The 26952-nt window shown below is 55.1% G+C and carries 28 protein-coding genes and 1 pseudogene; 16 read left to right on the top strand and 13 right to left on the bottom strand.

The features are described from left to right. Nucleotides 1-4: 4 nt before the first annotated feature. The 7 genes from H9X91_RS01440 to H9X91_RS01410 all read left to right on the top strand — a co-directional run bounded on the left by H9X91_RS01440 (nucleotide 5) and on the right by H9X91_RS01410 (nucleotide 5650). Nucleotides 5-349, top strand: a complete 345-nt coding sequence (locus H9X91_RS01440; protein ID WP_204801783.1) for a DUF7768 domain-containing protein — start codon at nucleotides 5-7, stop codon at nucleotides 347-349. Next, nucleotides 339-2552 carry an SF1B family DNA helicase RecD2 gene (gene recD2 / locus H9X91_RS01435; protein ID WP_204801781.1) on the top strand — a complete coding sequence of 738 codons (2214 nt, stop codon included), beginning with the start codon at nucleotides 339-341 and terminating at the stop codon, nucleotides 2550-2552. The genes H9X91_RS01440 and recD2 overlap by 11 nt, the downstream gene beginning before the upstream one ends. A 75-nt stretch (nucleotides 2553-2627) precedes the next feature. Further along, nucleotides 2628-3398: a hypothetical protein gene (locus tag H9X91_RS01430; RefSeq protein ID WP_204801779.1), complete on the top strand. Its 771-nt coding sequence runs from the start codon at nucleotides 2628-2630 to the stop codon at nucleotides 3396-3398. A 33-nt stretch (nucleotides 3399-3431) separates the two neighbouring features. After that, nucleotides 3432-4559, top strand: coding sequence for a CHC2 zinc finger domain-containing protein (locus tag H9X91_RS01425; RefSeq protein WP_204801777.1), 1128 nt, complete (start codon nucleotides 3432-3434; stop codon nucleotides 4557-4559). Nucleotides 4560-4630: 71 nt separating this feature from the next. After that, nucleotides 4631-4780: a hypothetical protein gene (locus H9X91_RS01420; protein ID WP_204801774.1), complete on the top strand. Its 150-nt coding sequence runs from the start codon at nucleotides 4631-4633 to the stop codon at nucleotides 4778-4780. Between the two features lies 1 nt (nucleotide 4781). Further along, nucleotides 4782-5411 (top strand): hypothetical protein, encoded by a 630-nt coding sequence (locus tag H9X91_RS01415; protein ID WP_204801772.1) that lies wholly within the window; start codon nucleotides 4782-4784, stop codon nucleotides 5409-5411. Between the two features lie 2 nt (nucleotides 5412-5413). Next, on the top strand, nucleotides 5414-5650 hold the full coding sequence (locus H9X91_RS01410) for a hypothetical protein (protein ID WP_204801770.1): 237 nt from the start codon (nucleotides 5414-5416) through the stop codon (nucleotides 5648-5650). A gap of 226 nt (nucleotides 5651-5876) precedes the next feature. Here the strand turns inward: H9X91_RS01410 and H9X91_RS01405 are convergent, their stop codons facing one another. The 4 genes from H9X91_RS01405 to H9X91_RS01390 all read right to left on the bottom strand — a co-directional run bounded on the left by H9X91_RS01405 (nucleotide 5877) and on the right by H9X91_RS01390 (nucleotide 8524). After that, complete coding sequence (locus tag H9X91_RS01405; RefSeq protein ID WP_204801768.1) at nucleotides 5877-6248, bottom strand: hypothetical protein; 372 nt, start codon at nucleotides 6246-6248, stop codon at nucleotides 5877-5879. Nucleotides 6249-6437: 189 nt separating this feature from the next. Next, nucleotides 6438-7085: a vWA domain-containing protein gene (locus H9X91_RS01400; protein WP_204801766.1), complete on the bottom strand. Its 648-nt coding sequence runs from the start codon at nucleotides 7083-7085 to the stop codon at nucleotides 6438-6440. Between the two features lie 87 nt (nucleotides 7086-7172). Beyond that, nucleotides 7173-7523, bottom strand: a complete 351-nt coding sequence (locus tag H9X91_RS01395; protein WP_204801764.1) for a DUF2200 domain-containing protein — start codon at nucleotides 7521-7523, stop codon at nucleotides 7173-7175. A gap of 5 nt (nucleotides 7524-7528) precedes the next feature. Then, nucleotides 7529-8524, bottom strand: a complete 996-nt coding sequence (locus H9X91_RS01390; RefSeq protein WP_204801762.1) for an O-acetyl-ADP-ribose deacetylase — start codon at nucleotides 8522-8524, stop codon at nucleotides 7529-7531. 371 nt (nucleotides 8525-8895) lie between these two features. Here H9X91_RS01390 and H9X91_RS01385 point away from each other — a divergent pair, with 371 nt between their 5' ends. After that, nucleotides 8896-9537, top strand: coding sequence for a hypothetical protein (locus H9X91_RS01385; RefSeq protein WP_204801760.1), 642 nt, complete (start codon nucleotides 8896-8898; stop codon nucleotides 9535-9537). 361 nt (nucleotides 9538-9898) lie between these two features. Here the strand turns inward: H9X91_RS01385 and H9X91_RS01380 are convergent, their stop codons facing one another. Beyond that, nucleotides 9899-10237 (bottom strand): helix-turn-helix domain-containing protein, encoded by a 339-nt coding sequence (locus H9X91_RS01380; RefSeq protein ID WP_338111903.1) that lies wholly within the window; start codon nucleotides 10235-10237, stop codon nucleotides 9899-9901. Between the two features lie 125 nt (nucleotides 10238-10362). Here H9X91_RS01380 and H9X91_RS01375 point away from each other — a divergent pair, with 125 nt between their 5' ends. The 3 genes and pseudogenes from H9X91_RS01375 (at nucleotide 10363) to H9X91_RS01365 (ending at nucleotide 12972) form a co-directional block, all read left to right on the top strand. Beyond that, nucleotides 10363-10692 carry a hypothetical protein gene (locus H9X91_RS01375; protein ID WP_204801758.1) on the top strand — a complete coding sequence of 110 codons (330 nt, stop codon included), beginning with the start codon at nucleotides 10363-10365 and terminating at the stop codon, nucleotides 10690-10692. A gap of 916 nt (nucleotides 10693-11608) precedes the next feature. Then, nucleotides 11609-11764 (top strand): annotated as a pseudogene (locus H9X91_RS01370) (TnpV protein); the annotation flags it as partial. A 143-nt stretch (nucleotides 11765-11907) separates the two neighbouring features. Continuing rightward, nucleotides 11908-12972: a replication initiator protein A gene (locus H9X91_RS01365; RefSeq protein WP_204801754.1), complete on the top strand. Its 1065-nt coding sequence runs from the start codon at nucleotides 11908-11910 to the stop codon at nucleotides 12970-12972. Here the strand turns inward: H9X91_RS01365 and H9X91_RS01360 are convergent. The 4 genes from H9X91_RS01360 to H9X91_RS01345 form a co-directional block, all read right to left on the bottom strand. After that, complete coding sequence (locus H9X91_RS01360) at nucleotides 12939-13280, bottom strand: hypothetical protein (protein ID WP_204801753.1); 342 nt, start codon at nucleotides 13278-13280, stop codon at nucleotides 12939-12941. The genes H9X91_RS01365 and H9X91_RS01360 overlap by 34 nt on opposite strands. Next, nucleotides 13261-13683, bottom strand: coding sequence for a hypothetical protein (locus H9X91_RS01355; protein WP_204801751.1), 423 nt, complete (start codon nucleotides 13681-13683; stop codon nucleotides 13261-13263). Before H9X91_RS01355 ends, H9X91_RS01360 begins: the two co-directional genes overlap by 20 nt. 60 nt (nucleotides 13684-13743) lie before the next feature. Then, complete coding sequence (locus tag H9X91_RS01350) at nucleotides 13744-14706, bottom strand: hypothetical protein (RefSeq protein WP_204801749.1); 963 nt, start codon at nucleotides 14704-14706, stop codon at nucleotides 13744-13746. A 423-nt stretch (nucleotides 14707-15129) separates the two neighbouring features. Further along, nucleotides 15130-16596 (bottom strand): helix-turn-helix transcriptional regulator, encoded by a 1467-nt coding sequence (locus H9X91_RS01345; RefSeq protein WP_087389012.1) that lies wholly within the window; start codon nucleotides 16594-16596, stop codon nucleotides 15130-15132. A gap of 362 nt (nucleotides 16597-16958) precedes the next feature. Between H9X91_RS01345 and H9X91_RS01340 the strand changes: the two genes are divergently transcribed. Then, on the top strand, nucleotides 16959-17624 hold the full coding sequence (locus H9X91_RS01340) for a hypothetical protein (RefSeq protein WP_204801747.1): 666 nt from the start codon (nucleotides 16959-16961) through the stop codon (nucleotides 17622-17624). Nucleotides 17625-17977: 353 nt separating this feature from the next. Here H9X91_RS01340 and H9X91_RS01335 read toward each other — a convergent pair whose 3' ends face one another. Continuing rightward, entirely contained in the window at nucleotides 17978-18085 is a 108-nt protein-coding gene (locus H9X91_RS01335; RefSeq protein ID WP_204801745.1) for a small, acid-soluble spore protein, alpha/beta type, read from the bottom strand. 406 nt (nucleotides 18086-18491) lie between these two features. Between H9X91_RS01335 and H9X91_RS01330 the strand changes: the two genes are divergently transcribed. Genes H9X91_RS01330 through H9X91_RS01320 form a run of 3 tightly spaced genes read left to right on the top strand, consistent with a single transcriptional unit; the run spans nucleotide 18492 to nucleotide 20637 of the window. Beyond that, nucleotides 18492-19160: a hypothetical protein gene (locus H9X91_RS01330; protein ID WP_204801743.1), complete on the top strand. Its 669-nt coding sequence runs from the start codon at nucleotides 18492-18494 to the stop codon at nucleotides 19158-19160. A 40-nt stretch (nucleotides 19161-19200) separates the two neighbouring features. Further along, complete coding sequence (locus tag H9X91_RS01325) at nucleotides 19201-20136, top strand: hypothetical protein (protein WP_204801741.1); 936 nt, start codon at nucleotides 19201-19203, stop codon at nucleotides 20134-20136. Nucleotides 20137-20166: 30 nt separating this feature from the next. Next, complete coding sequence (locus tag H9X91_RS01320; protein ID WP_204801739.1) at nucleotides 20167-20637, top strand: LURP-one-related/scramblase family protein; 471 nt, start codon at nucleotides 20167-20169, stop codon at nucleotides 20635-20637. Between the two features lie 59 nt (nucleotides 20638-20696). Here H9X91_RS01320 and H9X91_RS01315 read toward each other — a convergent pair whose 3' ends face one another. Genes H9X91_RS01315 through H9X91_RS01305 form a run of 3 tightly spaced genes read right to left on the bottom strand, consistent with a single transcriptional unit; the run spans nucleotide 20697 to nucleotide 26040 of the window. Beyond that, complete coding sequence (locus H9X91_RS01315) at nucleotides 20697-23309, bottom strand: DEAD/DEAH box helicase family protein (protein WP_204801736.1); 2613 nt, start codon at nucleotides 23307-23309, stop codon at nucleotides 20697-20699. Nucleotides 23310-23314: 5 nt separating this feature from the next. Next, nucleotides 23315-25258 carry a DNA methyltransferase gene (locus H9X91_RS01310; RefSeq protein WP_204801734.1) on the bottom strand — a complete coding sequence of 648 codons (1944 nt, stop codon included), beginning with the start codon at nucleotides 25256-25258 and terminating at the stop codon, nucleotides 23315-23317. 38 nt (nucleotides 25259-25296) lie between these two features. Then, nucleotides 25297-26040, bottom strand: coding sequence for a DUF554 domain-containing protein (locus H9X91_RS01305; protein WP_204801732.1), 744 nt, complete (start codon nucleotides 26038-26040; stop codon nucleotides 25297-25299). A 270-nt stretch (nucleotides 26041-26310) separates the two neighbouring features. On the opposite strand from H9X91_RS01305, the gene H9X91_RS01300 reads away from it, so the two are divergent. Further along, complete coding sequence (locus H9X91_RS01300) at nucleotides 26311-26841, top strand: hypothetical protein (protein WP_204801730.1); 531 nt, start codon at nucleotides 26311-26313, stop codon at nucleotides 26839-26841. Nucleotides 26842-26952 lie beyond the last annotated feature (111 nt).

The raw sequence follows: 26952 nt of genomic DNA, 5'->3' as shown, positions 1-26952 counted from the left end.
TCAGATGTCTCTTACCTATGTCTGCTCGCCTCTGTCTGCTCCTACCAGGGCAGGCATCCTGGCGAATGCGGCGAAGGCAGTGACCTACATGACCTATGCGGAGAAGGAGTTTGGAGATCGAGCTGTTGCTCCCCACGCATATCTCCCGTACTTACTTGATGACGAGGTCCCTGAAGAACGCGCTCTGGCGCTGGACTTCGGCCAGAAATTGCTGGCGATGTGTTCCAGACTGGTCGTGTATGGATCTCGCATATCCAGTGGCATGCGCGGTGAGATCACTGCGGCGGAGCGGTTGGGTATCCCTATCTATTACCGCAATGGGGCCGGGAGGCTTGAAGATGCGATGTAAATTGGACCGAGTAAGATTCAAAGGGACGGATGGCTTCAGCGTTTTTTCTTATCATACGCAAGACCCGGATACCCCGGAGAGTGCCAGGCATTTCAGCCGGCTCGGTAAGTCTTGGTACACCTTTACGGCGGTCGGCTACGGGATGCCGGACACGGACGCTGTGGATGTGGAGCTGGATGGCAAATGGGAGAATTCGAAATACGGCCTCCAGCTTCATGTCAGCTCTTGCCGGGAAGTTGCGCCCAGAACGGTCAAAAGCATACTGGCCTACCTCTGTTCCGGCCTCATCAAGGGGATAGGGCCGGAGACAGCGAAGGCGATCGTGGCTAAATTCGGAACACAGACCATAGACGTCTTGGAGAATGAGCCGGAGCGGCTTTTGGAGGTAAAGGGCATTGCAAAAGCGAAGCTGGCAACGATCATGAGATCCTATGAGCAGACTCGAACGCTCCGTGAGATCACAGAGTATTTGAGCCCGTTTGGGGTTTCCCTCAAGAAGATCCACAAGATCCAAGAGACTTTTGGAGATGACAGTCTCCGCATCGTTAAGACCGACCCGTTCCAGCTCTGTAAAATCAAAGGCTTCGGATTCCTGACTGTCGATGAGATTGCCCGAAAGACCCGGGTGAGTTTACGGCATCCGCTACGGTATGTCGGCGCCATGCTTTATCTTTTAGACGAGGCGATGGGAGCCGGACACCTGTTCCTCCCAGTGGAGGAATTGGAAAGCAAGTGCTATGACCTGCTGAACAGAGACTGTCAGCGGGAAGTAGTAAGTGTGTCAGATATCCATGCAGCTGTCGTGAAGGCTCATATGGACAAGCTCATATACAACGAAAAAGGGCGCGTCTATAAGTTCTTCGAGCGCCAATGCGAAGTCCAGGTAGCCAAGAGGGTCGTTTCCCTCCTCTTACAGGAGCGGCCCATAGAGATCCCCAATATCATGGCTGAAATCAAAGCATCAGAGAAGGCGCTTCATCAGCAACTCGCCCCTTCACAGCGCACTGCCGTGGAGCTTTGCCTGACCCATTCAATTTCCATCATCACAGGCGGCCCCGGCGTTGGCAAGACCACTACGCTGCGGGTGATCCTGGACATCTACCATCGAGTGATGCCCGACAATGAGATCCTTCTGGCTGCACCGACCGGCAAAGCCAGCCGACGAATGCACGAGCAGACGGGATACCCGGCCTCGACGCTGCACTCGGCCATGGGGATCATGTATGATGCCGACCTTGCCGCGCAGGAGTACGAGCTCCTCACGGCAGATCTGGTCATCGTCGATGAATGTTCTATGGTGGATATGCGGCTCGCATACGCGCTGTTTCAGAGGCTCAAGCCGGGCGCTCAGCTGATCTTGGTCGGTGACCCGGACCAGTTGCCATCGGTGGGGCCTGGCAATGTGCTCAGAGAGATGATCCGCAGCCAGATGATCCCGACGGCGGTGCTGGACATCGTATTCCGGCAGGCATCCAATAGCCGGATCGCGCTGAATGCACATGCGGTCAATCACAACGACACGCACTTGCTTTATGGCGACGACTTCATTTTCTGTGATGTGAAGACCAGCGATGAAGCCCTTAGTCTGATCCTGAAGTACTATGTGCAGGAGGTTTCCCAAAACGGCATTGGAAATGTGCAGATCCTCTCCCCACAGAGGAAAAAGGGGACTGTATGTGCCAACCGCCTGAACAGCGAGATCCGAGACCTGGTCAATCCGCCCAGAGCCGGCAGAGCCGAAATCAAGTGCGGCGGGATGACCTATCGCGTTGGAGATCGAGTCATCCAGACCAGGAACCAGGAAGAAGTGGCAAATGGTGAAGTTGGTGTGATCACTGCGATAACGGGTGATGGGACGAATGATCCTGTCATCGAGATCACTTTGCTGGACGGTAGAGTGCTGAACTACTCGGCTGATATGCTGGAGGATGTTGACCTCTCTTACTGCATCAGCATCCATAAGAGCCAAGGCGCAGAATTTCCTGTTGTCCTGATCCCCATCCTGAAGGAACATTACATCATGCTTCGGAGGAACCTGCTTTATACAGCTATCTCCAGAGCCAAGTCGAAGGTGATCCTCATCGGGCAGCGGCAGGCCATCTACATGGCCATCCACAAGCACGATGTGGATAAACGAAATACCGCGCTTGCCGACCGCATCACAGTCTACTATGACCGTGAGCAGCAAAGGCCAGCGAGTTGAAATAATGACGGGGACAGGATACACGGAGCTGTGTCCTGTCCCCCCAAAAACAAAAAATAGGAGGTTATGATTATCATGACGGAAACTACAATGCAAGTCCTGCACACGATCAATGCGGTGGATGGGTTCAATCCGGCGGAATTTACGCGGAACCTCCCCAATGAGGATGGCGGTACCAGCCTCTATTTGGATGTGAAGTATCGGCTCCTTTGGTTCCGGCTTCATCGGCCGCAGGGAAAGATTTCTTCGGAGATCATCAGCGTCACCGAAAAGTCCGCCATCGTCACCTGCAGGCTGTATGCGGATCGTAGCGATCCTGCGGACCAGTACCTGGCCCAGTCCTCCGCGCAGAGATTTGCCACGGATGACAAGTATGGGGATCGCTACCTGGAGATCGCGGAGACGGCGGCAATCGGCCGCGTATTGGCGGCGGCAGGCTACGGCACGCAGTTCTGCGGCGCAACTGATATGCTCTCCGGAGTCATCGCCGACGCTCCCATCGACTCCATGAATTCGGAGGACGATGTTCCTCCCGACGATTCTGGCAGTCTGGTGGTACATCAGACCCGCACCCAGCCTAAACAGGCCGAGGTGCAGCAGCCGACGCCTATTCCGAAGGCCAGTAATCCCATGACGCTGGAGGACTACCTCAACAGCATGACCCTGGAGGAGGCTAAGAAGGTCAAAGTGGATTGCGGGTACAATACCGGCAAGACATTGGGTGAAGTGGCCATGCGGAAGCCCAGCGATTTGGACTGGTACGTCCAGAAGTATAATGGCCGGAATCTGGCTCTGAAGGCGGCCGCGATCCTGCTGGTCAGCGCCGCTTCCGAGAAGGCCGGATAATGCCGAATACCTATGGGATGGAGGTGATGAGCAGTGGACTACACGGGTAATCTGCCATGCGATATTGCGGATGAGGTGGAATTGCTCGGCATCCGGGTGGTCCGTAATACCGGCACCCAGCTCCATTGCAAATGCCCATTCTGTGATGATCGAAAAGCTCATCTCAATATCAATCTGGGTAAGAATGTGTTCCGCTGTAACCGCTGCGGGAAAGGCGGAGGTGTATTGCACCTCTATGCGGAAGCGAATGGCATCAGCTTGAACGCCGCATATGAGGAGTTGTGTAACATCTATCGCCATGGTGAGCACAGGCCTGAACGAAGTATCCAGAAGAAAGTGATCAAGCAGAAGGCCCAAAAGCCCCAGCTCGATCTCGCTCCAGCAAGCGTTCGGGACAATACTTACTCCAATCTTCTATCAATGCTCTCTCTCGGTACAGCGCATCGTGAAGCCATGCTGAATCGAGGGGTGTCTGGGGAAGACATCATAAAGCTCGGCTATAAGACGACGCCGGCAGTCCGGGCACCTAAAATCGTGACGGAGCTGCTGGAGCGCGGCTGTGAGTTGGGCGGAGTCCCAGGCTTCTATATTGATGAGGAGACCGGGAAGTGGAAGATGGACATCCGTGGGTCTGGTATTATGATCCCGGATCGAAACAGCAAGGGGCAGATCGAGGCCATTCAGATCCGCTTGGACAAGGTATTCAAGTCTAAATTCAATACCTTCACCAGTGTGGATCAATACTATGGAGCAACTGCTTCATGCTGCCCGCACTTCGTCGGTGTATCCGATGATGTGGATTCTGTCTATCTGACAGAAGGCGTTATGAAAGCGGATCTTGCCCACTACTTTTCCAGCCTGCTTGGGCACCCAAGCGCATTTGTCGGACTCACGGGAGTAAGCAACTTTAATCAGTTCCGCCGCTCATTGGAAGAACTTCGGGCCTTCGGCATTGAGACGATCCAGGTCGCATTCGATATGGATATGGCAGTCAATGACAATGTCCGCAAGGCTCGCGAAAAGGTCCTGCAGGTAGGCTGTGAAGAGGGCTTCGAAATGATCCCGAGGCGTTGGAGCCCAAACTACAAGGGGGTGGATGATCTCCTGCTCTCTTTTGTGGAGCGCAAGAAGATCACAGATTCAATTTTCGGAAAGTTATAAGCAGACAGCGGGCCGTATGTGTATTTCACATGCGGCCTGCTGCAATTATTAAGCGAAATGGAGGATGTATTATGACTGAATTCAGCATTTACTTTTCGGACCTCAATGCGGACGCCCAGAAGCGGCTTCTTGAATTCTATGGATATTCAGATCCTGAAGACGGAAACTTCGACTTTGATTTCGCGCCTCTTTGCGTACTGAACAACTACGAGGAGGATTGAAATGGGATATTGTAGCTGTTTTAGCCTGTCCGCAAAACCGATGACGCAGGAGCTGTATCAAAAGATCGATGCGGAACTCCAACTTTATACCTGCTATTTCGAGCAGGATGGCATAGAAAATGGAGTAGGACATTGGTGCAACCAGGATGATACTTGGTACAGCTGCCGTGCGGATATGATCCAGCTTTCGCGGACGTTCCCAGATGTGTATTTCCAGCTCTATGTCGAGGGCGAAGACCATAACGATGACTGGCGTGCCTTCTTTAAGGATGGGAAATATCAGGTGAACTATGCTGAGCGTGTCTATGAGCCCCTCATCCCTGATGATTTCATGGATGGGGCTGCCAGCGAGGAAGTGCAGGAAGATGAGGACATCATTCGGGCCGAGAGGCAAAGCGCTTGCCGGACAGCTCTCTACCACTGCCTTCGCGTCATTCTGGGCAGAGAAGAAAATGAGTTCCCCTGGGATTCAAAACTCATGGATGCAGCGAAAACTGCGTGCGAGGATTTCTTGACGGAGAAGGGGTTCAGCGTACCTTCACTGGAACAACTGTGCAGCGGTGGACAAGTACCTGCCCGGACAGCGGGCAACGAGGACGTGGTATCCACTCATATTGATGGAGGCAGATGACTATGAACGAGAAGAAGCATGAACGGTTCCTCAAAGTTGCCGGACATCGAATGGATCTGCTGATTTGCGATTTCCGGAAGCTTGGGAACTGCGCTTCAAAAAACAACTATGAGTACACAGAACGAGAAGTTGCATTAATTTTTGAAGAATTGGACCGTCAGATCCATTTGCTCCGGGAGCAGTTTGAAGGGAAAAAGAAGTTTTCTCTGAGATCTGCCCCGGAGGATTCGTGCCAATGATGTAAAAAATGATAAGTGCCGGGTTGCTTCAAGCAATCCGGCATTTTTGTTTTATGGGGGTAAGAATTACCTTCTTCAAAATGGCGTTAAGGCTCATGTGACAATGGATTCCTGTAAGAGGGTAAGGAGGTAAGAATGTTCCAGGACCCTTATCGCGTCTTATCGTCGAAATAAATAAAGCAATTTTGGAAGTCTTTGCAAACTGAAGATACAAAGTCCTTTACAATTACCCCATCTCGTCTCCATGCTCATTCAGCCAGTCTTCTATGAGTTGCTCTTTCAAAAGGTATTTCCTGACTAAAAGATGGAATGTATCATCAAGCTGGCTCAAAATATAGGCTCTAACTTCAGTATCGATTTCCTCTTGATTCATGTTGTGAGATCCGAAATAGAGTCCGACAATAGGTTCACGTGTGCCGTAGTCATCAACGCTTAGAAATAGATCTAAGAAATAGCAATCATTATTCCCTGTCGCTTTTTCATTCTTTGAACATTCAGCAATGATCTCAACAGAACTCTCAGCAAAGTAAGGGCCCTGGATAACATACCGTTTGGCGTAAATCGGTGTGTCTATTCCTTCAATTCGGTAAGGTACCATAGTTATCCTCCTCAATGCAATTTCTCACAAAAGCGATCAATCAACTCTCTTCCCACTCATTGTAATTTATAGGGCCCGTTAAAACAAGTGTATTATCATTAAACGGAGTAAAAAAAGCGGACTATATGTTGGTTGGCAAATAACAAGCCTGCGTCACAAAAGTAACGCAGGCCTGCCTTGTCTGACTACTCACTTGCCCCGATTCCGGTAATCTTGCTCGATTTCCGCCTTCCAATCTGTTCCCAGCGGGGCGCTGGCGCGCACGGAGGAGGCGGCACGGCTCACCGCCTCGTAGTTGAGGCGAGTGCCTTGGCTGTCGCTATGGTAGTTCACGGCTCGTTCAGGAGCAATCCCCAGACGGCCGGCTGTCTCCACAGCATCGATGTTGGCCCCCAGGAAGAGGAACTCCCATCCATATTTCTTCTGCTGATGGCAGATCATCTCCTGTACTTGGTGCACGGAATAGCGGCGGCTGGCATTCTCCATGCCGTCAGTGGTGATGACGAACAGCGTGTGCTCCGGAATGTCCTCGCTCCGGGCGTACTTGTGGATGTTTCCGATGTGCTGGATGGCCCCGCCAAGGGCATCCAGCAGTGCCGTGCAACCCCGGACCCAGTAATCCCGTCCAGTTATGGGCGCAACTTCCCGAATCGGAATACGGTCATGGAGCACTTCCGCCCGGTCATCAAAGAGGATCGTGGAGACAAATGCCTCGCCCGGCTCCCGCTTCTGCTTTTCCAGCATGGAATTGAAACCGCCGATGGTGTCTTCCTCCAGCCCCTGCATCGACCCGCTGCGGTCCAGGATAAACACCAGTTCTGTCAGATCTTTTTTCATGATAAAACCCCCTAAACTGTACTCGGTTGGCTTGTGAGTACAGTATAGAGGGCTTCTCTTACCTTTTGGTCGCCCTACAGGCGACAATTACGTCCGTAGGATCTGCTCCATGGTCTTGCCTTTGGCAAGCTCGTCCACCAGCTTGTCCAGATAGCGGATCTCCCGCATCAACGGGTCCTGTATCTCCTCCATCCGGACACCGCACACCTTGCCGGTGATCCGGGCGCGGGCCGGATTCATGGCGGGAGCATTCCGAAAGAAATCCCCGTAGGTGACGCTGGACTGCTCCAACTGTGCAATGTCTTCGCTGGTATAGCCGGTGAGCCAGCCAGTGACCTGATCCACTTCTTCCCGTGTGCGGCCCTTTTTCACAGCCTTGGCCACCAGGAGAGGATAGAGCTTGGCAAAGGACATTTCCGTCACATCCATACGGGGCATTCAGGTCAACCTCCCAGCAGGCTCTGGTCGAAGGCGAACAGGGCCTCATTGATCTCAAAAATGTTGTAATTCCGATGGGCGATGAAGTACTCAACAATGATGTCGAATTTACTGGCGTGGGAGAAAGCAAAGCCCGCCTTCTGGAGCATCTCCCGGGCCTCCTCCAGGGGCAGTTCTAAAGCGACAGCAAAGGCCATGGCGGTGGGCTTGGATGGCTTGTAGTGAATGTCCGAACGAATCTTGGAGAACAGACGCCGGTCAACATTCGCCCGCTTGTAGCACTCGGCGTCGGTGAGTCCCGCCTCGTCGATTTTCCGCAGGAGCATCTGGGAGAAGCTCTCATCCAACAGTTCCAATGCCTCGTCCAGACTGCCGGAGACGGCCGCCGGCTCCGCTTCGGCCTCCAGCATGGGAGCAGACGCCAGAACCCGAAACTGCCGGCGCCGCCGTTCCTCATCGCTGTTCGTGTGTTCTTCTACATAGCGGTCGTCAATATAAGCGGCAATATCGGAAAAGAGTTTACCGCTGATGGTGTACGCGGCCTTGTCAAAGATCACCAGGTATACCGTCATGTCGTGTTGGAGCAGGAAATCCCCAATCGTGTCCACCGCTACTTTCAGGGCCTGATCCTTGGGGTAGCCAAACACCCCAGAGGAGATCAGGGGGAATGCCACAGTCTCACATCTGTGTTCCAGGGCCAGTTCCAGAGATGAACGATAGGCGGAAACAAGCAGCTCCCGTTCTCCGTAGCTGCCACCCTCCCAGACAGGACCCACGGTATGGATCACGAATTTGGCTGGCAGGTGGTATCCTTTCGTGATCTTGGCTTGCCCCGTCTTACAGCCGTGAAGCGTTCGGCACTCTGCCAGCAGCTCCGGCCCTGCGGCCTGGTGGATGGCGCCGTCTACGCCGCTACCGCCCAACAGAGTCTCGTTGGCGGCGTTTACAATGGCATCCACCTGCATTTTCGTGATGTCGTTTCGGACGATCTGAAGCGGCATAGGGCACCTCCAGTAGTTTGATAAGGACATCATAACATAGTGTGAAGCATTATGACAACAGCGCAGATGCCCTATACTCGAATTTCTCTTTTTCAAACGCAGAAGATTACATGGCAGTTTCCTTTCATACTTCGCTGTAGCCCTGATTAAAAAACTTATTTGAATCCATCGATGTGGCTACCAGAAGTTTTGAGGAGCTATCGCTGATCCTGGGGGTGTCATCATATGGCAAGAAAAATCGTTGACTCTAATTAAACCAGCAGTTCAATGACAACAAGGTGAGTAAGCGGTATGATGGACACATCAAAGGACCGTTTCCAGCAAAACTTCAGACTGGATTTATTTTGACGAAATCAGAGGAGGTATGGACTATGAATATGAAAGACGCATTTCGATTCCAGAATAAACTCAAAGACCTGATGATCGAAGCCACTGAGATCCTTCAAGACCGGCGGAACATCGTCAAGGTCAAGACCACGCACCTGAGGAGCAAGGTCATGGGCGACGCCCAGGACGCGGTGGTGGAGGAAGTCGCTCCCAGTGAGTATGCTGGCCATGCTAACGAAGTGGCTGCCTTCCTCATGTCCATCCTGGAAGAGCGGGAGAAACTGTGCCGAGCCATCCATACCGCCAAGGGCGGACTGGATCTGGATATGGACAGCGAGGTGGGGCTGAATCGGCAGCGCCAGGAGTTGGCTGAAGTCTTCCGGCATATGACCACGCTCCGTAACAGCGAAAAGACGATCGCCGGCGGGGGCTCTGGCTTCCGATTCAACGGTGAGGGCAATCAGGTCTCCTACCGCTGCGATGCCACGCAGGTCACCACCATTGACTTTGATCGGAATAAGATCCGGGGAATGGCTACGGCACTGAGCAAGAAGGCAGATGAGATCTCCATGTCCTTGGACAAGTGCCTGGTCAATACCGAGGTTACATACGAACCGCCCTTTGACATGAATGACAGCTTTGAGGTGATCCTCAGCGACTTCATCGAAAAGTCCACGGTTGCCTGACTCTTACGCCACACCTTCCGGTGTGGTGGGCGTGGCAGAATGGATAGGCAGTGATGATCGGTTCAGGCGCAGATGAATTATGAGGCTGCGCAATCCCCGCGATACAAAGGACTGCATCTGATGAATGCAAAATGAGCTCATAACTCATGATGATTGGCTCGTCAGTCGCTTCCTTCTACGTTCGCCGCAAAGCCGCCATTCAACAACACATTCGTTGTCAAACGCAGAATTCAACCTTACGCCCACCTGTTGCCAGACAAAATGGCATGATAATCTATATTTCAAGTCGCTGGCTCATCCCTAGGCAGGCAACGGTCCAGTTGGGCCGGGGTAAGCCCGTGGAGAGCAAGCGGATAAGGGTCTAAGCGGTTTTGAAATTCTGCCACGCCCACTGTACCGGAAAAAATCCCAGTATAAAATGACCTGAGCAGCAGGCGGAAGCCTGCTGCTCAAACGGAACAATATGAGAAGTGGAGATGATGATCTCATTCATCGGGACCTGGAGCAAGGCACTCAGCGCATAGAGGTTATCTACACTGGGAAGGCTCTGCCCCCGCTGCCATTTGTAGATGGCTTGCGGCTCCTCGAATCCGAAATACTGCTGGAGATCTCGAACCGTCAGACCACGGTCTTTCCGAAGCCGGCAGATATTTGCTCCGGTAGCCACTGGATCGATCACGGGAAACCGAATCACGGACATATGGATCGCCTCCATTCATCAGGATGATTTCCGCCGCAGCGGAATATTAAAATATAACCGATATGCTCTGGAATAGCAAGCGATCCTCTGCATTTGTAATGAGATTGTCATAAGGGAGGGCACTATTGGAAGATACGCATTTCTATCAGCACATTGACCGGCTATCGCTGTTCTATAGCTATTTCGTGTTCCTGGATACGGACGCTTATCTGGCAGATCAGCTTTTCATCAAGCATCAGGTGCGGGTACACTTCCACGAGGAATATGTACGGGGTGACTCTCCGTACCGTGCGATTTTCTGCCATGTGCGGAAACGTGATCGGGAGCGGTTCCAGGCAGCCCTGGAAGAGTTGCCGAAGAAGATGATGTTGCTGGGCTATATAGACTATTTGGATGTATGCCGTGCGCTTTGGGACAAATGTCAACAGCAGAGAAAAGGAGGCGAATTCCCGTGAAACAGTTGATACCATTGGACAAGCGCAGTAAGAAGGCCAAACGGGAATATCACGCAAAACAGCGAGGGTCTTGGAACGGAGTCAATCCTGTCACCCGGATCGTTCAGAGTAGAAAGGTTTATGACAGAGCAAGAGTTAAACAGTCGGATCGCCGAGATCCTGGAATCGACTAAAGCGGAGAATGGCTGTGGGCGTCGTACCGGTCGCCAATACCGCCGTTCACAGAGCGTCAGACATACAGATCGGCTCCTGTTTCTCATTCAGCACAGCGGATATGCGCCGAATATGGGCTATATCGTGGGGGATTATGAGAGAATAGCGACCTTGCTCCACTCTGGACTTCACATTCAATATATGAAGTCCAGCAGACGGCAGCAGTATCTGAAGCGGAATGGGAATCGGAAAGTCCGAAAGTATCGCTGTCTACCAAAGAAGGGAAACCAGTACCGCAAGGTGTTCGATTACTGGTGGGAACTCTATTGAACTGCAAAGTGGCGCCTGCTCAATACTTTCGTATCGAGTAGGCGCCGTTTTGCTTTGTGGTATTCCGAACCTGATCTCCGTGACTATCCAGCTGTCCCAGAACAGGATACAAAATCCGACTGAATGAAACTTAGAAATCTGACTGAATGAAATTTGGAAATCTGACTGAATAACGGTTTACTCGTACTCATACAGATGAACGAGTGTGAGTGCAAGGACGTGGCGCCACAAGCCACTAAAGGGGAATAAGTCGCCAAAAAGCCTATTTTGATTCTTCCATGATGTAATTTATAAAGGGTGGATTACACCACCGAAAATTACATCATGACTGCGGCTCATTTGTGGCGAATGAAAAGACAGTTGTGATGAAGGAGGGATGCCCTGCACCTGACCGTAACTGTCACCCCCACACATTCCCACAAAGGAGGCCATTATGGAACTGACCTACACGCAATGCGGGGACTACCTGATCCCCGACCTCGTATTGTCAGACACAAGGGAGTACCACATCGGCAAATATGGACGGATGCGACGCATCTATCTGAAGGAGCATCGTCCGGCCCTTTACAGTACCCTGCTGCTCAGGCAATTGTTCATAAACACCAAGACAAAAAGAAAGAAAAAAGCAGGCAGTTACCGTAAAACCAAACTCTTGTGACAAAATTGAACATTCAGAAAAAAGCACGATTTGACAATCGTGCTTATTTCTTTGCCTAAAAGGAGGAGCCGACCATGCCAGAGGCCGCAATATCGGAATATTTTTACGGCGATGAAGCGGAACAATTTATCTATTTCCGCATCCCCCGCCAGCTTATCACAGACCCCCGTTTCAAGCACCTGTCCACAGACGCCAAACTGCTGTATGGTATGCTGCTGGACCGGATGAGCCTGTCCGTGAAGAACGGCTGGTACGACGAGGACGGGCGCGTGTATATCTACTATACCGTGGAGGAGATCTGCGGGGATATGAACTGCGGCCGGGACAAGGCCATGAAGATGCTGGCAGACCTGGACACCCGGAAAGGCGTTGGGCTTATTAACCGCGTCAAACAGGGCCAGGGTAAACCCACCAAACTCTATGTGCGGCGCTTTACCACCGGCTCTGTCCCCCCACAACCTCCTCAAACGTCTCAACCGGAACCGCCTCCTTTTATACCCTCTCCAGACGTCGAGTTTTCCGGTGTGCAGAAGTCGGCTTTTCCGACCTCTGCAAGTCGAGAGAGCCGACTTCCAGGCGTCGAGAAAACCGACCCTAATTATACTAAGTTAAATCAAACTGATTTTAACCATCCTGATCCATCCACCTATCCCCCCAGCCCCCCGCAGCCTGTCACTATGGAGGCGGACAGATTGGAGATAGAACGATACGAGCAAAGAGAGCAAATCAAAGAAAATATTGATTACACCTATCTCCTCCGGGAGCATCCATACGACGATGTGGAAAGCCTGCTGGAGTTGATCGTGGACGTGGTGTCCAGTACTGCTGTCACCATCCGCATCGGCAAGGAGGTCCTGCCCGCGGAAACAGTCAAGCGACGATTTTTAGAACTAGACAGTTCCCACATCAAGTATAAAGATATGGTCTGTCCTCCTGTCCTTTTCTTCACACCTTTGATTTTATTCTATCGCGGGTTTTTCTCCCCTAATATCCCTTTTCTCTCTTTTCGGGGCTTTCGTCAAGACAAAGTTCCCATATACCTTAGCAGCTTCCTGCCCCATTTTTTACCATTTTCTCCACTCCTTCCTTTCTGTCAATTTCAGTGTCAGACCAGCGGATCTATAATCGGATTTTTGTAGGTAAACCGGTGCCCGTTCAACTCCATATCCAGCGCGACAGTCGCCTTGGCATCGGCGGAAATGGGCTGCGGCAGTGTGGCGGTGATCACTCGGATATAATCTGTGACAGTCTCCACCTCATCCGGAGTATCCATATGGGACACCTGGCTTTCCTCTGTTTCATCCGCAACCGTGTAGTTTTCCTGTGGGATGGGCTGGCCGTCCACGAACACCGTCACGCTGACCGTCTCGCCCGCAGCGTCTTCCGGCGCGCCGCAAACCACGGGGATGAAATCCTCGCCCAGCAAGTTATACAGCCGGACCTTCACCGCGCCGGCATCCTTTTCGTACCGCACGGATATGGAGCTCGGGCCGTCTCCCATATCCATATTTATCCTCCTGCGGCATTATTATAGCAGCGCGATTATTCATCAAAAGCTCGTTTTCCAGATATTGTACGATTCGATCCATCACAGCGGTCATGGCCCGCTCTTTTCCCTGCTCAGACAATCCCACGCAGGACTGCAGCATGGTGACCTTCAGCTCGGTCCCCATCTCTTGCTCCTCGGCAGAGATAGAAAAGGTGCTGAGATTGCCGTATACCTCCGCTTTGGCCACGACCGTGTCCTCTTTCTTTTGATAAGGCACTCTTTCGCCGTCCAGCACGTCATAAATTCCAAGGAGCACATACCGACGGACATATGGGATGATCTTCGAGATGCTATAATTCATTCACGCTCCTCCTGTTCGTTAAAAAAATGCAGCTACCTGTCGTTGTAAGCAGGGCAGTTTTCACTCAATATAGCCGCTGATGGGCTGTACGTACATCTCGTCTTCCGTCACCGGCTGATAGCGCTCCCCAGAATAGCTGTCGCTCCAGCCGTTCTCCGCCCGGTAGATATCACCTGTTTCCGTGTCGTAAACGCGCTCATATCCCAATGTGGCGTCGCTCTGCTTCTGGCTCTGGATGTCCACGCTGGTGTCTCGCGCCTTCCAGGAAGACATGATCCCGTTCAGCACCTCGTTTGCATTTCGGCTGAAGTCCATGGCCTGCTGTACCACTTCCTGCCCCGCCTGGATGGTGGCGTTTACAAAGTTTTCCGAGTACTCCAGTGTGCCGAGGCTCTCGGTCAAAATGCCCTCCCACTCAACGAAGGTGTCCTTGGCCGCTGTGACCGCCATGATGTTATACGCCATATAATACCCGCCGTCCGCCTGGGGGAGCTGGTAGCCTACCGGCGGGCCGGCCGCGATGGGAACACTGCCAAAATCCACGACCGACGCGGCAAACATCCCCTCTCCCTCTCTGCCGTCTTCGGTGAAGGTGGCCCGCAGCAGCTCATCGCCCAGCGCGTGGGCGCTCAGGCTGCCGGTGGACGGGAAACGCTCGGTCACAGTGAAGGCCTCAAACTGGGGGAAGGTATAGCCGGCATAGCCGGGGCCATATTGGGCGGCAAAGTCGGCGTACTGCGGGAAGATCTGATAAAAATTCTCTGTAGATGGGCTGGACAGCACGGGAGCCTGGGCAAATATCTGCATATCAGGCATACCGGTCACGCCGGAATAATAGGTCCAGGCGTCCTTTCCCTCCTGACTGTGGAGCAGGATATCCGCCTTCAAGAGAACGAACATCTGATTGAGGGGCTCAGCGGGGTCCTGAATCCGGATGGAGTGATACATCCCTGTACCGCCGCTGGTGACCGTCCAGCCCTTGGGAATCTGGATGCTGAAATCTGGGGTTTCATACAGTTCCAAATCCACAGTCCTGGCCGCCGTTTCCGTGATCGACACCGCGGGTTCCCGGGAAGATGGGGCAGGCTCCGATGTTATCTGACCATCTCCCTTCGGCACGCTTTCGCTCTCCGGTTCGTTTCCCGGACCGCCGCAGGCAGTCAGGCCAAACAGGAGCAGCAGGGCCACTAAAATAGATCCTGTTTTTCTCAAATTTCATTTCCTCCTTATACAGCGACTGCCTGGCCTGAGCGTCCCACACCGCTGCGGACGGGGTGGACGCAAAAAACCGCGCCAGGAGATCCTGACGCGGTTTGTCGTAGGCCGGGATGCTGCGCCAGTATCTGTGGAAAGCGTAGCATAGATGGCCTTAAAATATAAGGTTACATTTGTCTCTTTTTTTATTTTACATCGTTTTTTTCGAATGACAGGGGGGGTACATTTGTCTCACGCCTTGAAATCCGGGCTTTTTTCAGGGGTAACGCCCTTGTTCTCCGGCATCCACTCATAATAGAACTGCAGCAGGCCGATCCGGCTCTGGGTTCCGGTCTTTTCATTCAGGCTTCTGATATGGCGATACAGCACAGGACGGGAAAGGGCCATCTGCTGCGCGATATCCTGCACGCTGCCGTCCGAGACCAGTAAATACTGCAGCACATCCCGCTCCCGGTCAGTCAATGAATAGAGGCTGGCAAAGGAAGAGAACTTTTCCTTCGGCGTGTAGCCCGCCGCCGGAGCCGGGGGCGGCGCCAATACGGCATGAGCCTTGACCGTGTAGGCAAACATCAGGATGCTGGCCGCGACAAACAGCACCAGCATGAGGACGATCAGCGTAATACTCCTGCCGGCAAGGAGCAGCGTCACCGAGCCGTTGGTAACCAGCGCCGCCACGAGATTATTCACCGCCCGTCCCATGCCGGCCCAGAGGTCCGGCAGGCGCATACAGGCAGCGAGCTCCAAAAAACTGGTGGTAAAAAACACGACAAAAAATCCGGAGGCCACATAGGCGACCGCTACTCCGGTCAGGAATGGCCCGCCCCACCGGAGAACAATCACACACAGCACCGAGAGCACCATCACGCAGTACATCATCAGCGTCATATATTTTCTTTTCCGGATATCAAAGAGGAAACCGGCAGCCAGGCCGCTCAGGGCCAGCAGCATACGGGGCCATTGCCCGATGTCCATCGTGCCCGCCGCATGGCCCAGGGTGATCGCGTTATCCAATGTGCTGAATACGCAGGCCATCAGGGCCACCAGAAGTACCAGGAGCAGTCCCGCCGGTATTTTCTTTCTGGACATTTCATCGGGGCGGAGCGCGGTTCGGAGCGGCGCCGTTTCATCCGATGCGAGTGCTTCTTTGTGGATGCGGCGTGTGCGCATGATCAAAACACTCAGTACCGCAAGGGAAACAGAGAGTACCGCGGCCTCCGCGATCTCTATATTTACCAAATTGTTGTTTGCGTACTGTAGCAGGATGCCGGCCGCGTAGGAGATTCCCACCAGGCCGGCTATGCGTTCGGTCCGGATCGTGCAGGCAGCCAGATAATGAACGGAGCCGCCAAAAACGCCCAGCAACAGAAACAGAACCACGCCTGCCGCAAGCGTGACGGAAAACGAGATGTGCTGTTGGATCAAAAATATGCAGATAATGGAGAGGAACGATAGGGAAAATATAAGGATCGTCTTGTTCCTCTCGCGGACAGAGCGGTTTATCAGCGGGTATATAAGAAATCCAAGGGCATTGACGCCCAGCGCATAATTTTGTGCAATGACCGTCTGGCTTTCCTCGACAATGCGGGAGACCATATTGACATATAGATATTCCGAACCAAGAAACACAAATGTAAAAATACTCAGCAATAAAAATATGGCGCTATGCGACGCCATAGCCTGCGTTTTCCTTCTCTCCATTGCTCCTCCATATGGCATGAGTATACTGCACTCATATCATTGCTCTGGCACCTGTAACCATCTTAGGGGCCGTTCTCGTTTTACTTCTTGTTTGTTGTCCAAGTGGCTATACTTTATTGTAATTTCTGACGGCCCATTATACCACAACAAGAAACGTCAGGGAACTACAACTGATTCCAAACACATAATACGGGAGGAAATATTATATGAAGAGGTTGGCAATTTGAAAAAAGTTTAAATTTCGTTTTCTGGAATGAGACAAATTGACCGAAGTATGCTATGATATAGCCATAGTTCGGAACTTTTTGCTGGATTTTCCGTCTATATATACAAGTAAACAATTTTACAAGGAGGTAATCCGTATGAAGAAATATATAGCATTAGTTTTAGCATTGGTCTGTGTGTTGGGTCTGGTTGGTTGCAGTCAGCAAGGACAACAGGACATAATAACTCCAACTCAAAATAACGAGGAAATATCCCAAACAGACATTCAATCCGAAGCTGAGCAGAAATATACTTATGAAGAATTATCCGAAATGCCCGCAGAAGAACTGCTTGATTTATTTATTCAACATGGTTTGGTTATCAATGACGATTTGAAAGCATCGTTTACAGATGAAGAACTCCAGACCCTTTTTAAGGAAAACTTCCATTTGTGGCATACAGGAGTATCTGCACGTAGCCACACAATGTATTGTGATTTAGCAGAGCAGACAAAGGCAATTTTTGATAAAATTGCGATCCCTAATTTTTCTTATGCCGAAGATATGGCAATATATGTAGAAGGCGAACCTGGTGTAAAAACTTCTGGATTTGTAAATACAACTGAAACTGAAATAACTTTTGAGAATGTGGCCGAATGTGCTAAGAACGAATGCACCGTCGAGTATGACAGGATTACGACATATTTTGATACAGATGAATGTGTATGGAAAGTACATTTCGGCACAGACGGAATGGTTGGCGGCGACCAGAGCGTTTATTTGGATTGCGATGGAAAAACCGTCTTGATCGTATATGGCGAATAACTGGCCAATTTTAACTTGTTGAATTAAATACTATCTGATAGGAGCAAGGTCAAAATTATACCTTGCTCCTTTTCTTGGTATTCAAAAAAATGAATATAAAGGTCGATTATACATACCAATACTTATCTCGGACAGAGATTTGTAAAAAACACCCTTGACAAATCTCTTTCCAAAATCTGATTGAATGGCAACCACTTCGGCTTACGCTGGATGATAGATTTTAGTGAAGTTAATATGTAGTAAACACCAACCCTAAACAAACACACTGCACAGCAAAAAATTGCTGTGCAGTGTGTTTTAGCGGGCTATTCGTCGAAATTAAGTATTATTTGTTGCAGATTTCGCGTTTTTCTTCAATATGATGTAGATACATCAAAGTCGGCGGCAGCCTCCATCTTGAACTTATCCATGGCCGCACGGGCCTCGGGAACGTTGATCTTATTGCTATTCTTGCTAGACATAGTGATATCTCCTTTTCATCATACAAAGTTGCGTGGGTCACTGGGTATCGCGAGCATAGTTTGACTCCGGGCCTGGAGAATATGCGGATTATTTGGCGGAAAAATTTGCTGTATGAGCATTCCGGCAGAAATTTGTCATGGATTTGTTACCCACAGAGACATCTGGTCATGGTACAATCTAAACGACAGAAGAGAGGGGGGACGGACCATGGAAGGCCTCTGCGGACGAGCTTGCGACACCTGTACCTGGAGGGACCCGCTGGACTGTCCCGGCTGTCAGACGGGACCCGGCCGCCCGTACTCCGGAGACTGCGGCATTGCGGACTGCTGCCGAAAAAAGGGGCATGCCGACTGTTCCTCCTGCACGTACATCTCCTGCTGCCATCTCCGCTGCCAGCGGGAAGATATGCCCAGGAGACGGCTGCGGGAGCTGGAGGAAAGACAGCAGCGGCAGGATTGGCTGGACCGGAACGCACCGGTGCTGGCGAAGTGGCTGTGGCTCCTGTTCTGGCTGGTGATTCCCAGGACCCTGGCGGAGACCCTGACCCTGGATGAGGTTGCCTCCTCATTTCCCGCCGCCGGAACAGTGGGGGAGGTGCTGGGGGCCCTGGCGTCTTTGGCTTACGGCGCATTTCTGTGGCAGCTGCGGACAGTGGGCGGGCGATACCGCACGGCGGCGCTGTGCAGTCTGGCGGGCAGTGCAGGCAGCGCCGTGATCCTGTTTGCCGTTCCGGAGGAGAGCGGGCTGTGGTGGGCGCTGAGCCTGCCGGCAGCGGTTCTGGAACTGGTATCTGTCTATCAGGAGTGTAATGCCCACGCCGATGTGCTGGAGGGACTGGATGACAGACTTGCCGGCAAGTGGCGGCTCCTGTGGCGGTGGAAGATCGGCCTGCTGCTGGGGATCTTTGGCTCTGTGCTTCTGATGCTGCTCTCTGTACTCCTGTCGCTGCTGGTGATGCTGGCGATTGCGGTCGGCGCAATCGTGGTGGCAGTGCTGCGGCTGGTCTATCTCTACCGGACAGCAAAGCTGTTCCGGCAGCACTGTCCGGCGGCACTGCCGGAGCATCTGGAATAAGACCTGCGGAAGGGCCGCTGGGAAAGAGAGGAATATGCAAATGCGGGAGTTTGATACGGAGCTGAAGGACCTGCGGGAGCGAATCGCCCGTCTGCGCCGTAACACGGTCCGGCTGGAGACCCTGCGGGGACAGGAGGCGGAAGCGCTGGCCGATGCGGAGCGGCTCCGCCGGGTGTGGAGTGCGGAACAGAAAGACGTAGAGGATCTGGGACGTCTGTCCTTTGCCTCCATTGCGGCAAAACTCTCCGGCCGCGGGGAAGAGCGGCTGGAAAGAGAAGAGGCAGAGGCCTGCGCCGCCCGGATGAAATACGACGCGGCGGAGCGGCAGCTGGCGGAGATCCAGCAGGAGATCGCCGGCTGTGAGGCGGAGCTGCGGGCGGATCAGGGGTGCGAGGCACGCTTCCGGCAGGTGCTGGAGGAAAAGCGGGAAGCGCTGAAGCTGGAGAACAGCGCCGCAGCGGAGCGGATCATCGCCCTGGAAGAGCGGCTGGCGGAGCTCCAGAGCCGCCTGCGGGAACTGGAAGAGGCCCGCTCTGCCGGTGAGGACGTCCGCCGCAGGCTGGATCAGGTGCTGGCTTCCCTGGGCAGTGCGGAAAACTGGGGGACCTGGGATGTGATCGGCGGCGGACTGCTGACAGACATGATGAAGTATTCCCGGCTGGACGAGGCGCAGCATTCCATGGAGCAGATGCAGAGCGCCCTGCGCCGGTACCGGCGGGAGCTGGCGGACGTGGCGGCCCTGCATATCGGCGATTTCCGGCCGGACGGTTTCACTTGGACGCTGGATGTCCTTTTTGACAACATTTTTTTCGACTGGTCGGTGCTGGAGCAAATCAGCAACTCCCGGGATCGGGTGGAGGATCTGCGGCGGCAGGTGGGCAGGACCCAGGGCCAATTGAATTTGGAGTTCAATCAGGTCTGCCGGGAACGGGACGCAGTCTGCCGGGAGCTGGACCATCTGGTGGAGACGGCCTGAGAGGCACTCGGCTGAAAAATGAGGTGAAACATGAGACTTCTATTCAAGCAGCGGCTGTTCTCCTGGTTTGACAGCTACGACATCTACGATGAGGCGGGGGACACCGTCTATACCGTGGAGGGCAAGCTGTCCTGGGGACACTGTCTCCACATCCTGAATGCGGCGGGAGAGCACATCGGCACGGTGCAGGAGCGGGTGCTGACCTTCCTGCCCAGGTTCGAGCTGTACATCCGGGACCAGTATGTGGGTTCCATCCAGAAGCGATTCACGTTTTTTGCCCCCAAATTCGACATCGACTGCAACGGCTGGCAGGCGGAGGGCGATCTTCTGGAGTGGGACTACCGGGTGACGGAGGCCTGCGGCGCCCTGGTGGCCACGGTCCACAAGGAGCTCTTTCACTGGACGGACACCTATGTGATCGACGTGGCAGATCCGGGCAACGCCCTGTGCGCGCTGATGCTGGTGCTGGCCATCGACGCGGAGAAGTGCTCCCGGAATTGAGCCATGCAGACGGAAACGCCCTGGGCGCCCGAGCGGGCGTCCAGGGCGCTTGCTTTTTTTCAGGCTTCGCATGGGGGGCCGTCGATCAGGCGCCGCAGGTCTGCGGCGAACTCCGTCTCCCGGCGCTCCAGGTTGAAGAAGTGAGTCCCCAGGATCCGACAGGACGGATCGCCGGCAAAGACCTTCACCGGAACGGCCTGCTCCTCCAGCTGGAGGAGGAACTGCTCCTTCCAGGCGTCCTCCTGCAGGAGGTGCGTGCCCTTCGGCTCCAGAAAGACCTGGGTCTGGACCCAGCCGCCGTCCTGCCGCTTCAGCAGGAACAGCAGAAAGTCCGGCTCGAACCGCGCTCCGTCCGCAAAGGCGTAGAGGGAGAGCTGCCGCTCGTTTCGGACCAGATAGACAGCATCATAGGCGGCCTGGAGTTCACGGATGTGGGCGTGGATGGCGGCCACAAGCGCCTTTTCCTCCGAGGTGCCGAAGTTGTCCTCGTAGGCGTACCACAGCTCTCGGGACAGGTCCAGCCGCCATGCGGCGGGGACGGTGTGGTCGTTCTGGGAGATGCCGGCGCCTCCCGCGTGGGGATCGGTCACGTTGACGGTCTTGTCCTGAAACACCTCCGCCATGCGGCGGGGATGGAACTCCCGGCTCCCGGTCCACTGCTCCTGCACAGAGGCCAGCGCCCCGGCCAGCGTTCCCAGGACCTGCTCCGCGGCGCTGCGGAGGACCTGGGCGGGCGGCATGTCGTACCGGCTCCGGATCACCAGGCGGACCGCCCCCAGATACCGGGGGTCCGTGAGGAACATGCGGGTGGAGGACAGGCCGGGAAAGCGCCGCTTCAGCGCGTCGAACTGAAAGGCCGGCCAGCGGATCAGCGCCTTGTAGACGATGGCGTAATTGAGATCCGCCAGCTGACGGAAGGTGGTCTCATAGGTCCGGAGGTCCGCCGCTTCCTCTGAGAGGGGGACGGAGTCCATCACCAGGTCCTCGCCGGAGGCGCCTGTGGCCAGCGTCACGGGGAAGCTCCGCTCCCGCAGGGCGGCGGGCAGGCCGTCTGCGTCCGGGCCGGGATCCAGCGGCACCCGGCTGTTGGCAAAGACCAGGCCCTCCCGGTAGAAGCGGCTGTTCCGAAAGGACTCCTTCAGCCGCAGGCTGCAGGGGGCCGTCCGGTCCGGGTCGATGCCGATCTCCCGCAGGGCGCTGTGGAGCTCTGCGATATAGCGGCTGTCGTTCTGACAGTGGTAGTACAGCTCCTCACAGATCCGCAGCTCGCTGTCCAGATCCCGGTCGAATTTGCGCTGGTAGCGGGGCTGGTCCGGAGCGGTCTGGAAGGGGCAGTAGCGGGCCCCGCGGCCGATGAGCTGGGCCTCGGAGACCGTGGAGGCGGAGATCCGGCGGCCGCCGGACTGCCGGGTCTCATACAGCCGCACGATGTCGAAGAGGTTCAGCACGTCCCAGCCCTCGTCCAGCTTCTTTACCTCGAACACGGCCCGATAGGGGTTTTCAGGGGCCTCCAGGGAGTTCAGCAGCAGCTGCTTGCGCTCTGCTGCGGCATCGTCGTTGGCGGAGATGCAGTGCTCCGGGGAGAAGTCCTCCCGCAGCTCCTGGGCCAGGGCGTCAAAGGAGATGCCCCGGCGGGCGAACCAGGCGTAGGCCCGGCGCATGGCGGGGTTCTGGATCAGGGTGGAGATGCGCTCCAGCTCTCCGCCGGTGAGGGTCCGCAGCCGTTCCGCAAAGGCGGCCTGAAAGGCGGCGCTCTCCTGGATCTTGGCGGATTTGAACAGCACCACCGGCTTGACGGGCAGGCGGTTCGCCTGAAAGACCTTCAGCCGGTACTGGCTCAGCATCAGGGCCTGGAGCGCCCGGTCCATGGGGGACAGATCGGCCCGGAGGGTGATGATCTCCTTGGAGTACCGGTCCGCCCGGAAGTTCTGCAGGGGGTAGTTGAAGAGGATTTTGTCCCGGTAGGCCTCCAGGATCTGGGGATTTGCCAGGTCACAGGTGGCGGTGAATTCCAGCAGGACGTTGTCTTCCCGGGTCAGGAAGATGCGGTGCACCGTCTCCTCCCAGGAGTGGTAGCTGGCGGCCTCAGCCCGGTCCATCCGCTTGGTGGAGACGTTCAGGTGGTGGGCTTCGTCGGAGAGCAGCACCACGGGCGTCTGGGCAAAATCCTCCAGAGACAGGCCGTTTTCCCGCACCATCCACAGGTCGGTGTGCAGGCTCTGCGTGGTGGTGAACAGGATGTTGACGGCCTCCGGATCGCTGGACTGGAAGTTGGAGACCTCCCGGATCTGCACCCGATGCCCGTCCACAAGGATCTCCGGCGCGAAGAGGTATTTGGCGGAGCCGGGATTCAGGAAGATGTCCCGGGTCTGCTGGACGATGGTGGTGAGGTTCACAAAGAAGAGAAAATTCCGGTAGCCCTGCTGATAGAGATAGGCGATGAGCCCCGCCATGATCAGCGTCTTGCCGCTGCCGGTGGCCATGTGGAACAGCACCTGGCAGGGGCGCTTCGGGCCGCCGGGCCGCTGGAAGTAGGTGACAAAGTTCTCAAAGGCCACCTCCTGATAGGGCCGCAGCGGCATGCGGGGATTCAGACTGTCCCGGATGCAGGGGGGAAGGGGCTGGATGGCGCGGTACTTCCGGAGATTGTCGAGCTCTTCGTATAAAAACATCCCGCTCACGCCTCCCCGTAAAAGCTCCGGTTGAAGGCGCGGTCCTCCGGGGAGACGGCAAACTCCGCATCCTCCAGATCGCACAGGTTCACATACAGCATGTTCTTGTCCAGCAGCTCCAGCAGGAACCGCTTCTGATCCGGCAGGGAGAGGGCCGCAAAGTCCCCGGCGGTCTCCTCCATGTCCCGGCGGGTGATGCGGCTGCTGATGAAGCCGGTGTCCACGATGCGGCGGTAGAGGTCCGCCAGCGCCTCAGCGGTGGCGGCGGAGGCGATCTCCTCCACGTACCGCTGGTTCAGCCGGGCCAGCTCACAGTACAGGAAGGAGCCGCCGCCCTGCCAGCCGGACTCCGGCAGGATGTCGTTCTCCTCTCCCCGCAGGACGCCTTCGATGCGCCGCTTGGTCAGGGTCTCTGCGTAGTCCATCTGCTCGATGCAGAGGAACTGCCGGCCCAGCTTCAGGGCCACGGCGGCGGTGGTGCCGGAGCCGGAGAAGGCGTCCAGCACCAGATCTCCCGGGGCGGTGAAGATCCCCATCAGATAGGCGATCAGGTCCTCCGGCTTCTTGCCGTTGCGGAACTCCCCGTTTCCCTCCCGGTTCACGGTGTTGTAGCTTTGCACGAAGTCCAGAAAATTGGGGTAGGGCTTATAGGTCTCAGTTGAGGACGTGGGCATCCCCTGGAGGTAGGCGCCGTTCTTGTTCCCCTCCGGGGGCAGATAGAAGTAGCGGTAGCTGTACATGTCGTCGCCGATGCCCTCCACCTTGAACAGGGTCTTGGGGGGATACGACGCCTCCAGCGGCTGGAGGTACTTCACATAGAACCGGCCGGAGGACACCTTTTCCCGGATGGAGCCCCGGACGGTCATGATCTTGAAATGCTCCCGGGACGGAGCGGCTTTGATCAGCCGGTACTGGTCCGGCCGGAAGATCCGGCCCTTCCGGCCGTCGAAGGAGACCTCCTCGCCCGGCGCCAGCTCCTCCACCGTCCAGCGGTAGTCGTCCACGGACTTCTCCCGGACCATCCGGGGCATCTGGAAGGAGGGGCTCTTGGCGTAGACCAGGACGTATTCCACCACGTCGTTGAAGGGCTTGTCGGCGGTGAGGGTCCGGTCCGGGTGGCGGGCCAGGACGTTGAACGTCATCACATGGTTGCCGATGATCTCATCCAGCAGCACCTGCAGATACGCCTGCTGGTGGAAGCTGCATTGGATCAGCAGCACGCCGTCTTCCGCCAGCAGGGGGAGCAGCTGCTCCACCCGGTTTTTCAGAAAGACCAGCCAGGTGCTGCGGGAGAAGCGGTCGTTGTAGCCGAAGCTGTCGGAGCCGGTATTGTAGGGCACGTCCCAATAGGCCATCCGCACCCTTCCGGCGTACCGGCGGCGGAGCGAGGCGAGGACCAGCAGATTGTTTCCCCGGATCAGCAGATTGTCCTCCGGCCGGATCTCCGCCGCCGGCGCCTCGCCCTCCGGTGCGCACCGCAGGGGATGGACCAGCACCTTGGGGGCCAGCAGGCGGTCGATCTCATGGGGGGCCAGGGTCTCGTTGTAAAAGATCTCCCCCCGCCGCTGATCCTCCCGGGTCTGGCCGCCCTCCAGCACGCAGTCCTTGTAGGGGAACACCAGCGTCACGCCGCCGGAGGCGGAGAGCAGCTGTCCGCTGCTGTCCGCCAGGCCGATCTTGTTCTGAAAGCGGGTATAGGAGTCCGGCAGGAACGCCCGGTTGCTGACGGCCCAGCCGAAGCCCACCTTGTCAAAGACCAGGATCCCGTCGGCCTCTGTGAAAAACCGGGCCCGGGTATCGGGATCCGACAGCAGCAGACGGAGCAGGCCGGCGTCCATTCCCATGGCGGCCTCATAGACGGCGTTGCGCAGAAGCGTGCCGTCCTCCGCCACAAAGCGGGGGTCCTGCGCCAGAAGCGCCTGAAGGGTGTCAAATAGATTCGGCGTCATGCGTGTTCCAGTCCTTTCCCCAATTGCCGCCCGGCGGCTTATGCCCACGCCGCAAAAGCTGCGGCGATGACGATGGACGGCAGGATGTTGGCGATGCGGACGGTCCTGGGCCAGACCAGGTTGACGCCCACACAGAAGATCAGCACATTCCCCACCAGGGAGATGTTGCTGAGAGCAGCCTCTGTGAAAAGAGGCGCGGCCTCCCGGGCCAGCAGGGTGACGGCACCCTGAAAGACGGCCACCGGAATGGCGGAAAAGATGCAGCCCTTTCCCAGGGAGGCCGTCATCATCAGGATGATGATCATGTCCAGAACAGCCTTGGCAAACAGGGTGTCGTGGCTGCCGGAGATCCCGTCCTGGATGGAGCCGATAATGGCCATGGCGCCCACGCACACCGTCAGGGAGGCGGAGACGAAGGCGTCGATGAACTGCCGGTCCCCCTGGCTGCCGGTCTTGTCCCGCAGCCAGGCGCCGAACCGCTCGAACCAGTGCTCCAGATCAAGCAGCTCTCCCAGCAGAGCACCGCCTGCCAGGGAGACCACCATCATCATGGTGCCCTGGGTGTCCAGGCCGGCGGAGAGCTGTCCCGCCTCGTCGGCGGAGAGGCGGACCACCAGCATCTGGGACAGCGTGCTGCCCAGTGCCATCATCATGATGGCGAAGCCGATGGCCTTTGTGACGGTCTCCTGATACCGCTCCTTCAGAAATCTCCGGGAGACCAGCCCCCCCAGGCCGCCTGCCACGATGGCGATGGTATTGACGATGGTTCCCAATCCGATCATACTGTGTGCTCCTGCCGGAGAGCCGGCGCCTGTCAGAATGTGGCTGTTCCGGAAGAACAGACTATTTTTTATGATACCATGAAACGGCGGGGCTTGCAAGAGAGCGGACACGGTCCCTTTTCAAGATCAGGAGTGATGGCCCGAACGCCGTCGGCTTGCCGAAACCGGGAAAATCCCCGCCGCCGGCCTTGCAAAGGGCAGGCCGGTATTGTATGATAGGGAAAACAGCAAACATTTGGCGCCGGAACGGTGCGACAGGGGGCTTGTGTTTTGGGTTTGTTTGCAAATGCGGCAAAACAAGTGAAAGCAGAAACAGCCGGAAAGTTTGCGCCGCTGGAACTGGACGAAATCAATGTCCAGGCCATCTTCAATCGGTGCTTGGCAAAAAAGGATACAATGTCGATTGCCAGATCACAGTTGTTTCTAATCAATATGGGATATGGTGGAAATGAAGATGTTCCCATTCATTTTGATAAAGATTTGTTGCTCAAAAACAAACGGAATATAGAATATCTCTATGGCCAACTTTATTCTGTTCATGCAGGGACACATTCTACGGTAGATCAATCAATAGAAAGTTTTTCCAAAACATATTTGGGGAATAACTGGACACGAGAGCAGGCGCATATCCTAAAATTATTATATTTGGGAGCAACATCTGAATTGCCCATCAACATCCCATTCAGCAAAGAACGGAATGACACAACCAGGATTAGCAGACATATCACCCCCACCCTCTCCCCGAAGGACCCGGCGTTTCCGGCGTGGTGGGAGGCCCACAGGGCGGAGTGGGAAGGCTGACCAACTCACAACCGGACATCGCTTAAAAGGGTATGCCCCGTCCGGAGGGCATACCCGTTTTGTCTATTTTCCCCAATGGTTTTCAATTTTCCGCCAAATCACTACTTTCCT

It is taken from the genome of Oscillibacter valericigenes (genome assembly GCF_016902445.1).
GTDB classification, from domain to species: Bacteria; Bacillota; Clostridia; order Oscillospirales; family Oscillospiraceae; genus Oscillibacter; species Oscillibacter avistercoris.
Note: the sequence above shows the minus strand (reverse complement) of the source record. Positions and strands in the feature narration are given on the sequence as shown.

Coding starts and splice junctions, on each gene's coding strand:
- H9X91_RS01440 (WP_204801783.1), top strand. CDS start 5: ATGTCTCTTACCTATGTCTGCTCGCCTCTGTCTGCTCCTACCAGGGCA.
- recD2 (WP_204801781.1), top strand. CDS start 339: ATGCGATGTAAATTGGACCGAGTAAGATTCAAAGGGACGGATGGCTTC.
- H9X91_RS01430 (WP_204801779.1), top strand. CDS start 2,628: ATGACGGAAACTACAATGCAAGTCCTGCACACGATCAATGCGGTGGAT.
- H9X91_RS01420 (WP_204801774.1), top strand. CDS start 4,631: ATGACTGAATTCAGCATTTACTTTTCGGACCTCAATGCGGACGCCCAG.
- H9X91_RS01415 (WP_204801772.1), top strand. CDS start 4,782: ATGGGATATTGTAGCTGTTTTAGCCTGTCCGCAAAACCGATGACGCAG.
- H9X91_RS01410 (WP_204801770.1), top strand. CDS start 5,414: ATGAACGAGAAGAAGCATGAACGGTTCCTCAAAGTTGCCGGACATCGA.
- H9X91_RS01405 (WP_204801768.1), bottom strand. CDS start 6,248: ATGGTACCTTACCGAATTGAAGGAATAGACACACCGATTTACGCCAAA.
- H9X91_RS01400 (WP_204801766.1), bottom strand. CDS start 7,085: ATGAAAAAAGATCTGACAGAACTGGTGTTTATCCTGGACCGCAGCGGG.
- H9X91_RS01395 (WP_204801764.1), bottom strand. CDS start 7,523: ATGCCCCGTATGGATGTGACGGAAATGTCCTTTGCCAAGCTCTATCCT.
- H9X91_RS01390 (WP_204801762.1), bottom strand. CDS start 8,524: ATGCCGCTTCAGATCGTCCGAAACGACATCACGAAAATGCAGGTGGAT.
- H9X91_RS01385 (WP_204801760.1), top strand. CDS start 8,896: ATGAATATGAAAGACGCATTTCGATTCCAGAATAAACTCAAAGACCTG.
- H9X91_RS01380 (WP_338111903.1), bottom strand. CDS start 10,237: ATGTCCGTGATTCGGTTTCCCGTGATCGATCCAGTGGCTACCGGAGCA.
- H9X91_RS01365 (WP_204801754.1), top strand. CDS start 11,908: ATGCCAGAGGCCGCAATATCGGAATATTTTTACGGCGATGAAGCGGAA.
- H9X91_RS01355 (WP_204801751.1), bottom strand. CDS start 13,683: ATGAATTATAGCATCTCGAAGATCATCCCATATGTCCGTCGGTATGTG.
- H9X91_RS01345 (WP_087389012.1), bottom strand. CDS start 16,596: ATGGAGAGAAGGAAAACGCAGGCTATGGCGTCGCATAGCGCCATATTT.
- H9X91_RS01340 (WP_204801747.1), top strand. CDS start 16,959: ATGAAGAAATATATAGCATTAGTTTTAGCATTGGTCTGTGTGTTGGGT.
- H9X91_RS01335 (WP_204801745.1), bottom strand. CDS start 18,085: ATGTCTAGCAAGAATAGCAATAAGATCAACGTTCCCGAGGCCCGTGCG.
- H9X91_RS01330 (WP_204801743.1), top strand. CDS start 18,492: ATGCCCAGGAGACGGCTGCGGGAGCTGGAGGAAAGACAGCAGCGGCAG.
- H9X91_RS01325 (WP_204801741.1), top strand. CDS start 19,201: ATGCGGGAGTTTGATACGGAGCTGAAGGACCTGCGGGAGCGAATCGCC.
- H9X91_RS01320 (WP_204801739.1), top strand. CDS start 20,167: ATGAGACTTCTATTCAAGCAGCGGCTGTTCTCCTGGTTTGACAGCTAC.
- H9X91_RS01315 (WP_204801736.1), bottom strand. CDS start 23,309: ATGTTTTTATACGAAGAGCTCGACAATCTCCGGAAGTACCGCGCCATC.
- H9X91_RS01310 (WP_204801734.1), bottom strand. CDS start 25,258: ATGACGCCGAATCTATTTGACACCCTTCAGGCGCTTCTGGCGCAGGAC.
- H9X91_RS01305 (WP_204801732.1), bottom strand. CDS start 26,040: ATGATCGGATTGGGAACCATCGTCAATACCATCGCCATCGTGGCAGGC.